Source organism: Pseudoxanthomonas sp. SORGH_AS_0997 (assembly GCF_031453535.1).
Lineage (GTDB): Bacteria > Pseudomonadota > Gammaproteobacteria > Xanthomonadales > Xanthomonadaceae > Pseudoxanthomonas_A > Pseudoxanthomonas_A winnipegensis.
On record NZ_JAVIZI010000001.1, the window covers coordinates 2,731,567 to 2,745,724 of the forward strand.

General features: G+C 67.7%; 10 protein-coding genes. 3 read left to right on the top strand and 7 right to left on the bottom strand.

The window, feature by feature from the left end:
• The first annotated feature begins 107 nt into the window (after positions 1-107).
• From QE438_RS11980 to QE438_RS11990, 3 genes are all read left to right on the top strand, one after another.
• Positions 108-1,037: a LysR family transcriptional regulator gene (locus QE438_RS11980; protein WP_165394684.1), complete on the top strand. Its 930-nt coding sequence runs from the start codon at positions 108-110 to the stop codon at positions 1,035-1,037.
• 172 nt (positions 1,038-1,209) lie between these two features.
• Positions 1,210-2,601, top strand: coding sequence for an aldo/keto reductase (locus tag QE438_RS11985; protein WP_307183922.1), 1,392 nt, complete (start codon positions 1,210-1,212; stop codon positions 2,599-2,601).
• A gap of 4 nt (positions 2,602-2,605) precedes the next feature.
• Positions 2,606-3,979: a sodium-dependent transporter gene (locus tag QE438_RS11990; protein WP_306995391.1), complete on the top strand. Its 1,374-nt coding sequence runs from the start codon at positions 2,606-2,608 to the stop codon at positions 3,977-3,979.
• Between the two features lie 683 nt (positions 3,980-4,662).
• Here the strand turns inward: QE438_RS11990 and QE438_RS11995 are convergent.
• From QE438_RS11995 to QE438_RS12025, 7 genes are all read right to left on the bottom strand, one after another.
• Positions 4,663-7,227: a glycoside hydrolase family 3 C-terminal domain-containing protein gene (locus QE438_RS11995; RefSeq protein ID WP_306995389.1), complete on the bottom strand. Its 2,565-nt coding sequence runs from the start codon at positions 7,225-7,227 to the stop codon at positions 4,663-4,665.
• A gap of 82 nt (positions 7,228-7,309) precedes the next feature.
• Entirely contained in the window at positions 7,310-9,592 is a 2,283-nt protein-coding gene (locus QE438_RS12000) for a TonB-dependent receptor (protein WP_306995387.1), read from the bottom strand.
• Positions 9,593-10,036: 444 nt separating this feature from the next.
• Complete coding sequence (locus QE438_RS12005) at positions 10,037-10,534, bottom strand: flavin reductase (RefSeq protein ID WP_205956213.1); 498 nt, start codon at positions 10,532-10,534, stop codon at positions 10,037-10,039.
• 17 nt (positions 10,535-10,551) lie between these two features.
• A complete protein-coding gene (locus QE438_RS12010) occupies positions 10,552-11,508 on the bottom strand; it encodes a PDR/VanB family oxidoreductase (protein ID WP_306995383.1) in 957 nt (318 codons plus the stop codon).
• 77 nt (positions 11,509-11,585) lie between these two features.
• Positions 11,586-12,350, bottom strand: coding sequence for an SDR family NAD(P)-dependent oxidoreductase (locus QE438_RS12015; RefSeq protein WP_306995381.1), 765 nt, complete (start codon positions 12,348-12,350; stop codon positions 11,586-11,588).
• Positions 12,347-12,853: an aromatic-ring-hydroxylating dioxygenase subunit beta gene (locus tag QE438_RS12020; protein WP_306995379.1), complete on the bottom strand. Its 507-nt coding sequence runs from the start codon at positions 12,851-12,853 to the stop codon at positions 12,347-12,349. Before QE438_RS12020 ends, QE438_RS12015 begins: the two co-directional genes overlap by 4 nt.
• Complete coding sequence (locus QE438_RS12025) at positions 12,850-14,127, bottom strand: aromatic ring-hydroxylating dioxygenase subunit alpha (protein ID WP_306995378.1); 1,278 nt, start codon at positions 14,125-14,127, stop codon at positions 12,850-12,852. Before QE438_RS12025 ends, QE438_RS12020 begins: the two co-directional genes overlap by 4 nt.
• Positions 14,128-14,158 lie beyond the last annotated feature (31 nt).

Here is a 14,158-nt window from a genome sequence, read left to right on the forward strand (position 1 = left end):
CAGCGATCGCGAAGGCCGCGCCAGGCCATGCCTTGCGCGCCGGCGTCGGGCGCGTGCGATCCGTGCCTGCTATAAAAGCAGCGTCGCGTTCCCCGCCGCCGGCCGCCATGCACAGCCTCAATTTCCGCTACCTCTACGAATCGCACCGACTGGGCTCCATGCGCGCGGCGGCCGACAAGCTGGGGGTGGCGGTGTCCTCGATCAGCCGCCAGATCGCGCAGCTGGAAGCGGAGGCTGGCGTGACCATGATCGAACACGGCCGCCGCAACATCATCCTGACCGAGGCCGGCGAGCTGGGCGTCCGCTTCTACCAGGAGCAACTGGCTCACGGCGAAAACTTCGAGTCGCAACTGGCCGACCTGAAATCGCTGCGCTCGGGCCGGGTCAAGCTGGCCCTGGGTGAAGGCTTCATCGGCAAGGGCCTGACCGAGGTGGTCTCGGCCTTCACCAAACGCCATGCCGGCATCACTCTGAGCGTGCATATGGTGGTGTCTTCCAACGAGGTCACCCGCATGGTGGCCGAGGACGAGGCCCACCTTGGCCTGATATATGGGCCGACCGACGATCCGCGCATCCGCATCCAGCACGCCGTACCGCAGCCGCTGTGCGTGGTGATGAAGCACAACCATCCGCTGGCCAGCCGCGACAGCGTCAGGCTGTCCGACCTGGCCAGCTACAACCTCTGCCTGCCCGAGGCCTCCAACCGCACCCGCCAGCTGCTGCGCCAGGGCGAGGCCGCCGAGCAGATCACGCTGGAGCCGTGCGTGACCTCCAACTCGATCAACATGATCCGCGACTTGCTGCACTCCGGGCAGTTCATCACCCTGTTCTCGGTGCTGGCCGCGTCCAAGGAACTGGCCAAGGGTCAGTTCGTGGCGTTGCCGCTGGACAACCCGGCCTTCAGCGAACAGACGCCGGTCTCGCTGATCCGGCGCCTGGGCCGACGCCTGCCGCCAGGCCCCGCGCAGCTGATGACCATGCTGGAAAGCTACCTGCGCGATCTGCCGCAGCTGGACAAGGGTCGCATCGCCCGCTGATCCGTGCCTAGGCGACAGAACGTTGCGGCCGCGGCAACTAACTCAGCCCCTAATGGCAACTCGATTCACGGATGCTCTCGTTGCCCAACCACCTTTTGAGAATGGCGCCGCCGCCCCGCTTTAGGGGCATGGAGACCGGCACGTTCTCGCCCCAATGGAGCAACAGGAATCCGTGGCTGCAGAACACAACGACAGCTTTGAACTCTACGACCTCAAGGTCGAAGCCGTGGCCCCGCCGGGCGTGAAGGTCTACAGCGGCGCCCAGCCGGGCGACTACTTCGAGTTGAAGGGCGAGATGCTCTACCTGCCGCCAGGCCAGGGATTCTCGATCTACTCGCTGTCGGCGGTGCTGCCGCTGCTGGCGGCCAAGCAGCGGGAGACCGCGCCGCTGGACTGGATGACCTCCGACGAGGAGATCGCCAACCCCGATCCGAACTGCCCGGTGCGCCTGAAGATCACCCGCACCGGCAAGCGCACCTTCAGGCGCGCCGACACCACCGCCGTCGCCCTCCCGGCGTCCGCGAGCGCCACCACCGGTGTGCCCCGCGCCACGCTGGCGCCGGGCTATGACATCTCGCGCCTGATCAAGGGCGGCTGGCATCTGTCCGGCGACCATGGCGCGATCGACCGCGACCAGGCGCTCAAGGACATGGCCAGCTTCGTCGAGGCCGGCATCACCACCTTCGACTGCGCCGACATCTACACCGGCGTCGAAGAGATGATCGGCGACTTCCGCGCCGCCTATCCCGCGCTGGCCAAATCGGTGCGCGTGCACACCAAGTTCGTGCCGGACCTGGCCGCGCTGGACCGCGTCGATCCGGCGCTGGTCGAATCAAGCATCGATCGATCGCTGCGCCGCCTCAAGCAGGAATCGCTGGACCTGGTGCAGTTCCACTGGTGGAACTTCGAGATTCCAGGCTATGTGGAAGCGGCACTGGAACTGGCGCGCCTGCAGCGGGCGGGCAAGATCCAGCACATCGGCGTGACCAACTTCGATGTGCCGCATCTGGCCGAACTGCTTGATGCGGGCGTGCGCGTGCTCAGCCACCAGGTGCAGTACTCGGTGCTGGACCATCGCCCCGAGCACGGCATGGACGCATTCTGCCAGGCCAACGACATCGCCTTCCTGTGCTACGGCACGGTCGCCGGCGGCTTCCTGTCCGAGCGCTGGCTGGGCAAGCCGGAGCCGACCGGGACCTTCGCCAACCGCTCGCTGGTCAAGTACAAGCTCATCATCGAGGACTTCGGCGGCTGGGCGCTGTACCAGGACCTGTTGCATGCCCTGGCCGCTGTCGGCGCCAAACATGGCTGCGACATCGCGACGATCGCCAGCGCCACCGTGCTGACCCGCCCCAACGTGGCCGCCGCGATCGTCGGCGCCACCAGCGCCGCGCACCTGGACGCCCATCGCCGGGTGGGCACCGTGACGCTGGATGCCGAAGACCTCGCCCTGATCCATGCCGTCACCGCACGGCGCACCGGCCCACTGGGCGACGTGTATGGCCTGGAGCGCGACATCGGAGGCCGCCACGGCCGCATCATGAAGTACGACCTGCACAAGTGACCCGATGAGCATCGCAGCCCCCGCACGCCGCGCCTGGTCGTCCAACCTGCTGTTCCTGATCGCTGCCATCGGTACCGAGGCGGGCATCGCCAACGTCTGGAAGTTCAGCTACCTGGCCGGGGTCAACGGCGGCGGCCTGTTCGTGGCGCTGTACTTCATCGCACTGGTGGTGCTGGCCATCCCGGCGCTGATGGCCGAGATGCTGCTGGGCCGCATCGGCGGGCGCAGCGTGGTGGGCAACATGCAGGTGCTGGTGGAACGCTACGGCATCGGCAAGGCGTGGAAGTCGTTCGGCTGGCTCGCGCTGACCAGCATCTTCCTGATCCTGAGCTTCTACTTCGTGGTCTGCGGCTGGATGCTGTACTACTTCGTCCTGTCCATCACCCGCGGTTTTTCCGGCGTCGACGCCGAAAGCGCCACGCAGATGCAGGCTACGATGATGGACAGCCCCATCGCCATGCTGGCGTGCTCGGGCTTCTTCGTCGCCACCACCGCCTTCGTGATCAGCTTCGGCGTCAACAAGGGCATCGAGCGCGTGGCCGGGATCCTGACACCGCTTCGCTTTCTGATCCTGATCGGCCTGCTGGTCTTCGCGGTGAGCTACGGCAGCGCCGGCAAGGCCGCGCGGTTCCTGTTCGTGCCGGACTTTTCGCTGATCAGCTGGGACATCGTGATCGCCGCGGTCGGCCAGGCGTTCTTCTCGCTGGGCATCGGCGTCGGCGTGATGATGACCATGGGCGCCTATATGAAGCCCGAGTACTCGATCTCCAAGGCCGTGGTCACCGTGGCGATGGCGCAGGGGCTGGTGGCGCTGCTGGCGGGCATGTCGATCTTTCCGCTGGTATTCCGGTTCGACCTGGCGCCCGCGCAGGGCCCGGGCCTGATCTTCGTCACCCTGCCCGTCGCGTTTTCGCAGATGCCCGGCGGTGCGGTGTTCGGCGCGCTGCTGTTCATGCTGTTGTCCTTTGCAGCGCTGACCGCCACGATCGTGATGCAGGAATCGATCGTGGCCTGGCTGGAAGAGCGCACCGGCACCTCGCGCCGCAGGCTCGCCTGGCTCTCGGGCCTGGCGATCTGGCTGACCGGCTCCATCACCGTGTTCTCCTTCAACCGCTGGAAGGACGTGCATCCGCTGACCTGGCTGGGCGTTGCCTCCACCAAGACGCCGTTCGACCTGCTCGATTACCTTACCTCCAACATCCTGATGCCGTTGGGCGGCCTGATGGTGGCGCTGATCGCCGGGTGGGCGCTGTCGCGCGAGGTGGTGGCCAAGGAGCTGCGCATGACCCATCCGGCGCTGCTCTCCGCCTGGCGCATGGCCGTGCGCTACATCGTGCCGGTCGGGCTGGTGATCATCTTCATCTCGATCCAGGGCTGAGAACCGCACTACCTCCCCAGGCGGTGCCCGTGGACGGCCCCCCGATCGAGGTCAGCAGATCGACCTGGCGCTGGACCAGCAGCGGCACGATGCACGCGGTGACCAGTGCGCGGTGTTGCGGTGCGCATGGATCGCGCCGGCGTCGCGACAGCGTTCGATCAGTGGGATCGCTTCAGGCGCAGCGCTGCTCTCCGGGACCTCGTCGCCAAGACGGCCGGCGCGGACAGCGACTGCCGCTTGCGGCGGCCGCGCACGCGCCCCGGCGATGGGCGAGGCTGTTCGCGCCGCCCCGCCAACTGGGCGCTGTACGCGCGGCTGGCAGTGCAAGGGGCAGCACGGTCTCGCGTCTGGCATTCGCGCTGCCTGGCGCAGGAACCGCGCGCCTGCCGATGGAGACGCGCCCGCAGCGCTGGCCGCGGGTGAACTGGTGCGCGTCCTGCCGCAGGCCGTCACGGTGCCACTGGATCTCTGTCTGGTCCACTCGAGGAAGATCGGACCCGGCGCGAAGCCGCTGCGGGATGTGCTGCTGAAGCGGCCCGCAGCAACGGCTGGTGGGCAGGCGGACGCTTCGCTCCGTCTGCGCTGGAATGACAGCGTTCGCGTATTACCGCGCGCAACGCGTCCGTGACATTAGCATAGGTGCTCCATTCCCGCGCGCCGGGGCATGACGCGCCGCGTATCGCTCAGAACGTTCTGGCGTCGACGATGTCCGCGGACGAGGTTCCCACTTCAAGCAGATAGCCGCCTGCAGGCCGTTTCCAGCCGTTGGCAGCAGCGTCCCAGACCCTGCCGGCGGCGGCCGAGACCGGAATCTCCACCACCGCGCTCGCACCGGGCGCCAGGGTGGCCTGGGCGAAGCCGACCAGCTGGCGCGGCGGCTCGCCGGCGCTGGCCGGATAGGTCAGGTACAGCTGGACCGTCTGGGTGCCGGCGCGCCTGCCGATGTTGGTGACGCGCACGCTGGCCCCGGGCACTTGCTGGCCGGCGACCGGCTTCAGCGCGAACTCGGACAGCGCGAAGCGCGTGTACGACAGGCCGTAGCCGAACGGGAACAGCGGTTGCTCGCCCGTGGCGTGATAGCCGCGATAGCCGACCAGTAGACCGTCATCGTAATCGGCCTGGGCATTGACGCCGGGGAAGCGCGCCTGCGAAAGCAGCAGCGGATGGTCTTCGCCACGCGGGAAGGTCACGGTCAGGCGGCCGGTGGCGTCCACATCGCCATACAGCACCGCGGCGATCGCGTTGCCGGCCTCTTCGCCCGGATACCAGCCCTGCACCACCCCGGCGACCTGGTTCAGCCAGGGCATCGTGACCGGGCCGACCGTGTTGAGGACGACCACGGTCCTCGGGTTGACCGCGGCCACGGCGGCGATCAGCGCGTCCTGATCACCCGGTAGCGACAGCGAGGTGCGATCCATGCCTTCGGAGACGTGGTCTCCGACGAACACCAGCGCAACCTCGGCCTTGCGCGCCACTTCGACCGCGGCCACGATCTTCGAATCGGAGGCGGGCTCCCAGCCCAGGCGCACACCGGGATGCGACAGGCCCGCACCGCTGGCGTAATCCACACGCAGCCGCACCGCCTTGCCGGCGGTCAGCTGGGCGATGCCGTGACTGGTGCCGCTGAAGCTCTGCTTCCAGGTTCTGGCGATCTCCACGCCGTCGACGAACAGACGCAGGTCGCTGCCGCCGGTCACCGAGAAGCGGTACAGGCCGCTGCTTTTCGGCACGAGCGTCGCGCTCCAGCGCGCGGAAAACGGCTTGGGCAGCGACTCGGGCACCTTGTCGATCATGTCGATCGTCGCTTCGGTACGCGTGATCGCCGGTGCACCCGCGAAGTCGTTGTTGGCGTAGTAACGCGCGGTCCAGCCCTGGCCCTGCAACGCACGACCCTCCATCAGCGGCAGCGGCTTGATGCCGGCAGTGCCGGGGGCGTAATTGATCTGGGTGGTCCTGGGCGCGCGGCGCTGCAGGCCGTCGAGCGGCGTCACGATCCGCATGCCCGGATAGTTGACGAAGCCGCCGTAGCGCTCGGTCGCACTGACATTGGCACCCGCGTCATCGCCGATCACCGCCAGGGTCTTGAGCGAAGGCGACAACGGCAGCACGTCGCGATCGTTCTTGAGCAGCACGGTGCCGCGCTCGGCGATCTCGCGCGCCAGCGCGGTGTGCTCGGGGGTACGCACATCGGCCTTGACCTCGCGCGGCAGCGGATGGTCGACCAGCCCAAGGCGGAACATCGGTGTCAGCACACTCAGCGCCAGGCGATCGATATCGCGATCGGTGACGCGGCCGTCCTCGGCCGCAGCCGTCAGCGGCGCACCGTAGAATTCCTCGAATCCGAAGGGGTTCTTGCCGCCCGGCATGGAAATATCCAGGCCCGCCTTGACCGACGGCAGCAGGCTGCGATGGCCGAAGTACCAATCGGCCACGATGAAGCCATCGAAACCCCAGTCCTTGCGCAACACATCGAAGCCCTGCGCGTTCTCGCACGCATACACGCCGTTGATCCGGTTGTAGGCGCACATCACCGAGCCGACCTTGCCGTCCTGCACGGCCGCCTTGAACGCGGGGTAGTAGATCTCGTGCAGCGCCCGCTGCCCCACCTGCACATCCACTGCACTGTAGCCAGGCGCATCGCCGAAGCGGTCGGTTTCCTGGTTGTAGGCGGCAAAGTGCTTGGCGTCGGCCATGATCGGGTGGGTCTGAACGCCCTGGATGATCGCCGTGCCCAGGCGCGCGGTCAGCAACGGATCCTCGCTCAGCGTCTCGGCCAGGCGGCCCCAGCGCGGCGAGCGCGCGATGTTGATGGTCGGTGCCAGCACCACGTTGTGGCGCTTGCCGGCGTGCTCGGCGCCCAGCGCCACGCCGTAGCGATACAGCAGGTCCGGGCTCCAGCTCGATGCGGCCATCATCGGCGCCGGGAACACGGTCACGCCGGTGGTGCCATTGCTGACGCCGGCCGGACCATCGGCCATGCACAGCTCGGGCAAGCCCAGCCGCGGATTGGCGGCGATGTGGCCGATGCACGGATTGACGCCGGTGCCGATGTCGTCCAGTTCCACGTCGCCGTTGAGCAGCTTGAGCTTTTCTTCCCGCGTCATCTGCGCTAGCACCGCGCGGGCGCGTTCGGCAGCCGGCTTGCTGGCATCCAGCCATAGGCGGGACGCGGCGTCGGCCGCGATCGCCGGCGCGCACAGCGCGATGGCGAGCAGGGAGAGCGTGGCGCGCGACAGGCGTTGGAGCATGGAGACCAGCCTTGAATTCTCGGGATTCACATCAAACGGCGAGGCCGCCGTCGTGGGACGGCGGCCTCGCCGGGGACAACGCTTACAGCTTGTAGGAGAAGCTCAGCACGAAGGTGCGCGGACGATTGATGTACACGTTCCACGGGGTGGCGCCGTAGGCCACCGCATCGTAGTTGATGGCGGTGTCGTCATTGGTCAGGTTGGAACCGGACAGCGCGATCGTCCACGGGCCCTTGCCGATGCTCACGTGCGCGCCCAGCAGCGAGTACGCATCCAGCGGCATGTACGTATTGACGCTGTCGTTGAAGTCGGTGGCACGCGCGCCGGTGTAGGAGTAGTCGGCCCCGATGTTGCCTTCCAGGCCTTCGCCCAGGCTGGCCAGCGAGAACGCGTAATCGGCGCTGGCCGAGGCGGTCCACTTGGGCGAGTAAGGCAGGCGGTCGCCCTTGTTGCCGTCGCTGGGCGCCGGATTGTTCTTGGACAGCTTGGAGTCGTTGTAGCTGCCCGACACGCCCAGGGTCAGGCCCTCGGTGGGCTGGGCCTGCAGCTGGAACTCGAAGCCGGTCACGTCCGCGCCGCCACCATTGGCGGTGTACGGGAAGGACAGCGTCCCGGAGGTCGCCTGCGAGGTGACCTGGATGTCGCTCCAGTCGATGTAGTACGCCGCGGCGTTGAAGATCAGGCGCTGGTCCAGCCAGCTGGTCTTGAATCCCAGCTCGTAGTTGATCAGCGAGTCGGCGTCGTAGCCGCCCGGGATCGTGACGTTGGCGAGCTCGGCAGCGGTCTGGTCGTTGACACCGCCAGGACGGAAGCCCTGCGCGATCTGCAGGTAGCCCATCACGTCGGGGGTGAACTTGTAGCTGGCGTTGAACTTGCCTATGAAGCCGTTGTCCGACGAGCTGCCGGCCAGGCCATAGCCGGTGCCGGGGCTGCCGCCGGCGCGGGTGATGCTGCGCGGCTGCGATTCCAGGTCGAACTTGTAGTAGCGGCCGCCGACGGTCAGGTCGAACTGGTCGTTGACCGCCCAGGACACTTCGGTGAACGCGGCCTGCTCCTTCAGGCCGGTCTGAAGGGTGCGCTCGAGCAGAGTCGGGCCGCCCATCTCGGGATTGCCCGAGGCATCGGAATAGGGCCACACGCTGCGGAACAGGCGGTTCTGGTTCTGCTGGTACAGGCCGGCCAGGAACTGCACCGGCCCGTTGAAGGTCGAAGCGAAGCGTGCTTCGTAGGTGTTGACCGCACGGGTGTTGGGCTGAATCAGGCTGCTCCGCCCGGTGGTTTCCGGATCCAGGCCGAAGTACAGGCCGGCCACGTACGAGGCATCGCGACTGTAGCTGGTCTTGCGGTCATAGCGCGAGGCGGTGGCGGTGAAGGTGCCGTAAGGCTGTGCGTATTCGAGCTTGAAGTTGTAGAGGTGGGTGTTTTCGTCCCACGGGTTTCGGGTCAGGTCCGCCTGGTTGTAGTGGCTGCCGCGGGAGATGACGCTGCCGTCGTAACCGGTGAGGTTGTAGTAGCTCTTGCCGTCCTGCTGGGTGCTCTGCTGCATCGCCATGGCGGTGATGGAGAGGTCGTCGGTCGGGGTCCACAGCGCCGAGACGCGCCCGGCCTTGCTGGTCTCGCCGTTGATGCCCTTCTCGAACTTGCTGTCGATCCAGCCCGGCAGCTCGGTGCCGAAGCCGGCCACGCGCACGGCGAAGATGTCCTTCACGATCGGCAGGTTGATCGCCACATCGCTCTGGTAGCCCAGGTCGGCGCCCTTGGTGGCACGCACCGAGGTGTTGATCTTGCCTTCGAACCTCGAAGTGTTGGGCTGAGCCGTGATGTAGCGGATGGTGCCAGCCAGCGAACCTGAGCCGAAGGTGGTGCCCTGCGGGCCCTTGAGCACCTCCACGCGGTCCAGGTCGAACAGCTTCACGTCGGCCTGCTGGCCGCCGCCATCCTGCTCGTTGGAGCCGGTGATCACCACGTCATCCAGGTACACGCCGACCGTGCCGGCCCCGTTGGAGGTGATGCCGCGGATCACGTAGCGCTTGTCGCCCGGGCCGTTGTCCTGGACCGACAGGCCATCGATCTGATGATAGAAATCCGAAAAATCCGTCGCGGCCGTCTTGTCGAAGTCCTCCTGGCCCAGTGCCTGCACCGAGATCGGCGTGTCCTGCACGGTGCTGGCCGCGGACATCTTGCTGGCGGTGACCTTGACGTTGCCCAGCAGCTTGGGCGAGGTCGCGTCGGCGGCTGCGGTGTCCTGGGCGGCAGCCGACCATGGCGCCAGCAGGGCCAGGCCGATCAGCACGGCGCGATGGAGCTGGGAGGGTGCGAGGTCGGCGGCATGGCGGCCCGATCGACGGTTGGACTTCGGATTCATGGGTTCCCCAGTGAGGTATGGAGCGGTTGGGCGATGCGCGGACGCGCATTCGTCTGACTGAAGTGCTCGGCCAAGCCGGCCGTCGTGACCACAACTCCTTGCAGCCGGCCCCTCCCCAGGCACCGGCGACACGGGATCGCGCTCTGTTGCAATCCGCAGACCGATACTGTTTCGGCTGTGGTGGCAGGTCGATAACACATGGCGGGGAGTTTGTTGCTCATAACGCAACCGCCCGGCGCGCGGGCGGCCCCGCGGGGGTTCCACGGCAGCAGGCGCCGCGGGCACGAAAAATCCCGCCGCGCAGACGCGGCAGGGTTCAGTCCTTGATCGATCGCCAATCGCCCCGCGGCGCATGCTAGCGCAAGCACGCACCACCCACGCGGACAGCGGTATCACGCCCGCCGGGTCGCAAGCGGGCAGCCCGCCCGTTCAGGCCGCGGCGGTCTAGCCGGCGCCGAGGGCGTGATAGGCGCGGTCGAACCAGACCAGGCCGCCGGCCTGCGCGGCCATCGCGACACATACCACCTCGCAGAAGAACACGCTGTGGGTGCCGACATCGCTGATCTGGCTGATCCGGCAATCCAGCGCGGCGCTGGCATCGGCCAGCACGGGGGCGCCGGTGACCAGCTCGGTCCAACGGTCATGGTCGAAGCGCGCGGCTGCGTCGGCCGGCGTGGCAAAACGCGTCGACAACGCCTGGTGGTGGCCGGCCAGAACGTTGACGCACAGGTTGCCGTTGTCGCGGAACCGCTGGTGCGAGCCGGAACGGCGGTTCATGCACACCAGCACTGTCGGCGGACTGTCGGTCACGCTGCAGACGGCAGAGGCCGTCATGCCGTGGCGCCCGGCCGGACCCGCCGTGGTGATGACGTTGACCGCGGCGCCCAGGCGGGACAGCGCATGGCGGAACCGTTCGGCGGTCATGGTGTCGATGCCGTCCATCGCCGCTCCGGGCGCCCTCACAGGTCCAGCACCAGGCGCGGACTGCAGGCGCGCGAGCAGCACACCAGCATCTGGTCGTTGCCGGCTTTTTCCTCGTCGGTGAGGAACACATCGCGGTGGTCGGGCACGCCCGAAAGGACATTGGTCAGGCAGGTGCCGCATACGCCCTCCTCGCACGAGACCTGGATCTTGACCCCGATGGTCTGCAGCGCCGAGACGATGCTCTGCCCCTGCGCGACCTGCAACACCTGGCCGGTGCTGGCCAGTTCCACCTCGAAGCCGCCGCCGCTGGTATCGACCTCCACGGTGAAATACTCGCGATGCACGTTGGCCGGCGCGTGGCCGGCGGCGGTCGCGCCCGCGATCACCCAGTCCATGAAGCCGTTCGGCCCGCACACGTAGACATGCGTGCGGCAGGCCGGTGGCGGCAGGCTGGCCAGATCGAAACGCACACCGCCCTGATCGTGGTAAAGCCGCACATGGTGCGAAAACGGCGCCGCGTGCAGCTCATCGACGAAGGCCGTGTGCTCGGCCGCGCGCGTGCAGTAATGCAGCTCGAACGCGCGTCCGGCCGCATGCAGCGCATGGGCCATGGCGATCATCGGCGTGATGCCGATGCCGCCCCCGACCAGCACCGAGTACGCCGCGTCGCCGGCCAGCGGAAACAGGTTGCGCGGCGTGCCGACGCCGACCGTGGCGCCTGGCAGCAGTTGGTCGTGCACCGCCCGCGAGCCACCGCGCGTGGCCGGATCCAGCAACACGCCCAGGCGATAGCGCGAACGGTCGGCCGGATCGCCGCACAGCGAGTACTGGCGCACCAGCCCGTCGGCCAAGTGCAGATCGACGTGAGCGCCGGCTTCGAAGGCGGGCAGCGGCGCGCCATCGGGCGCCTGCAGGTCCAGCACCACGATCTGCGCGGTGTGCCGCTCGCGGCGAGCGACCTGGAGTTGCAGGGGAGCAGCGGAAGCGGACATGGCGTGACCTGCCTGGAAGGAAGACGCGATGCCACCTGGCTCCGCGCGAAGGGGAAACGAGGAAAGGCGTGCGCGTCCTAGCGCAGGTAAAGGCCACCGTTGACGTCCCAGGTGGCCCCGGTGACGAAGCCGGCGGCCGGGGAGAGCAGATGCGCAACCGTGGCGGCGACATAGGCCGGATCGCCGAGCGCGCCGACCGGGATGTTCCTGAGGAAAGCCTCCATCCGCTCGGCCGGCACCGTGCGGTACACGATCGGCAGGTCCAGCGGGCCGGGCGCGATCGCATTGACCGTCACGCCGCAAGGGCCCAGCTCGCGCGCGAAGACCTTGGTCAGCGTCACGATCGCGCCCTTGGAGGCGGCGTAATGCGCGCCGGTGGCGGTGCCGCCGTTCTGTCCGGCCAGCGAGGCCAGGTTGACGATGCGGCCGTAGCCGCTGGCGGCGAAGTGCCGGCCGAACACCTGGCTGCCGGCGAACACGCTGCCGGCGTTGACCGACAGCACGCGCTGGAACTCGTCCGGTGCGATGTCCATCACCGGTGTGGCCACCGTGACCGCGGCGTTGTTGACCAGCGCCTGCACCCTGCCCCAGCGCGCCTGCAGGAAGGCCAGCGCCGTCTCGAACGCGGCGTGATGCGCCACGTCCAGGGTCAGGGCGCAGGCGGTGTCACCGCTGGCGTCCAGCGCATCGGCCACGGCCTGCGCGGCCGCGCCGTCGATATCCGACACGGCCACACGCCAGCCGGCGGAGTGCAGCTGGGCGGCGATGATCGCACCCAGGCCCTGCGCCGCACCGGTGACCAGCACAGTCTGCGCCGCCTCATCTGCGGAGGCCTGGCTCACAGCAGATAGCCGAGCGCGTGCAGCGCGTCCGACGAATTGACCAGGCGCACGACCTTCTGGTCCAGCTTCAGGCCATCCCCATCGGCCAGCAGGCGGTATTCCACTTCGGCCGCGTACAGGCGCTGCACCTGCAGGCGCTGTTCGACCAGCACCATCGCCGCGCGCAGTTCCAGCACGCCTTCGCCGCGGCCGGTTACGCGAAAACGCGACACCGTGCGCACGGTGCGCGCCGCCGGCGCGGCCGAGATGGTGAAACCACCGCTCAGACGGCGGGTACGCATGATGCGCATCTGCGCATCGTCGTAGGCCACGTTGAGCGTGTTCTCGAAGTCGGTCTCCTCCGGCTCGATCGGGATCACGTAGTGACCGGCGTCCGACCACAGCGCCAGCCAGGCCGGGTAATCGTTGTGGTCCAGCAGATCGGCCTCCAGCCAGATGAACTCGGCCGCCTCCTCGAGGGAGATCGTGCGCGCCTGCGGCGCCAATGCGGTCACGGCGCTCATGCGGCCATCATCCTTTTCCACTGTGCGTAGGAGGCGCGCATGCCGGTCTCGGCACTGACATCGCCCAGCGGCCTGCCGGCTTCGGACGTGGCTTCCAGGCCGAGGCTGCGATTGAGCAGGATCCATACGTCGTCGCCGCCGGCCTGGATGCCGCGCTGCACGCGCTGCCAGGCCTCGGCATCATCGGGCGTGCCGAACCCCATGGGCCCCTGAAAGTGCTCATGCAGCCGCAGGCGCGCACGGTTGGCCGCGGCCGGGCCGCCCTCCATGGTGATCACCATGTGGTTGATCTCGGTCTCCTCGACCGAGATCGGCCGCAGCTCACGGAAGAACGCCATCGAGCAGGCGATGTTGGGGAACAGGTTGAGATTGAAGCCGGTGCCGCCGACCGCGCGCACGATCCGGCGCACCTGCGCATCGTCGTGGCCCTCGGCGGCGAGCTCGTCGGCCAGCGCCTGGAAGCGCGCTGGAATCGGGTCGTCCAGGTGCTCATCCAGGTCGACCAGCTCCGGGATCATGACCATGACGCTGTGGCCGTTGCCCAGATCCTCGACGCTGCCCTTGCGGCCGACGAAGGTAAACAGCTCCTCGGTGCTGCCGTCGAGCGACTGCAGGAACGACTTGTGCACCACCGGGAAGTGATACGCATCGGTGGTGTTTTCCATCTGGATCTTCCAGTTGCCCGGAAAGCGGAACTTGTGCTCGCCCGCGGTCTTGATCGGGTAGCCGGCGCCCTGCTTCATGAACAGGTCCATCCACTTCCTGGCCGGGCCGAGGAAGTCCTCCAGCGGTTCGATGTCCTCGCGGAACGTGGCGAAGATCATTCCCGCGTATTGCGCCACGCGCAGCGAACGCAACGGGAACTGGGTCTTGTCGAAATCGGCGGCATAGCCTTCCGGATGCGGCACGCCCCGCAGCGCGCCGTCCAGACCATAGCTCCAGCCGTGGTATGGGCAGACGAAGCTGGCGGTCTTGCCCCTGCGTCCTTCGCACACGGTCGAGGCGCGATGACGGCAACGGTTGAGATGCACGTGCACCTCGCCCTTGCGATCGCGCACCACGATCACCGGATGCAGGCCGACGTGGGTGTTCTTGAAGCTGCCCGGCTGCGGGATCTCGCTGGCGTGCGCCACCCATACCCAGGTGCTCTCGAAAATGCGCTGCATCTCGATGTCGAACAACGCAGGATCTCTGTACATGGCGCTGTGCACGCGGTCGGGCCGGACCAACTGGTCCGGATCGACCGGCACGGGCGCGAGGGCGGCGGTTTGCATGGGGATCTCCTGCCTTGAAGCGAGGGTGGGG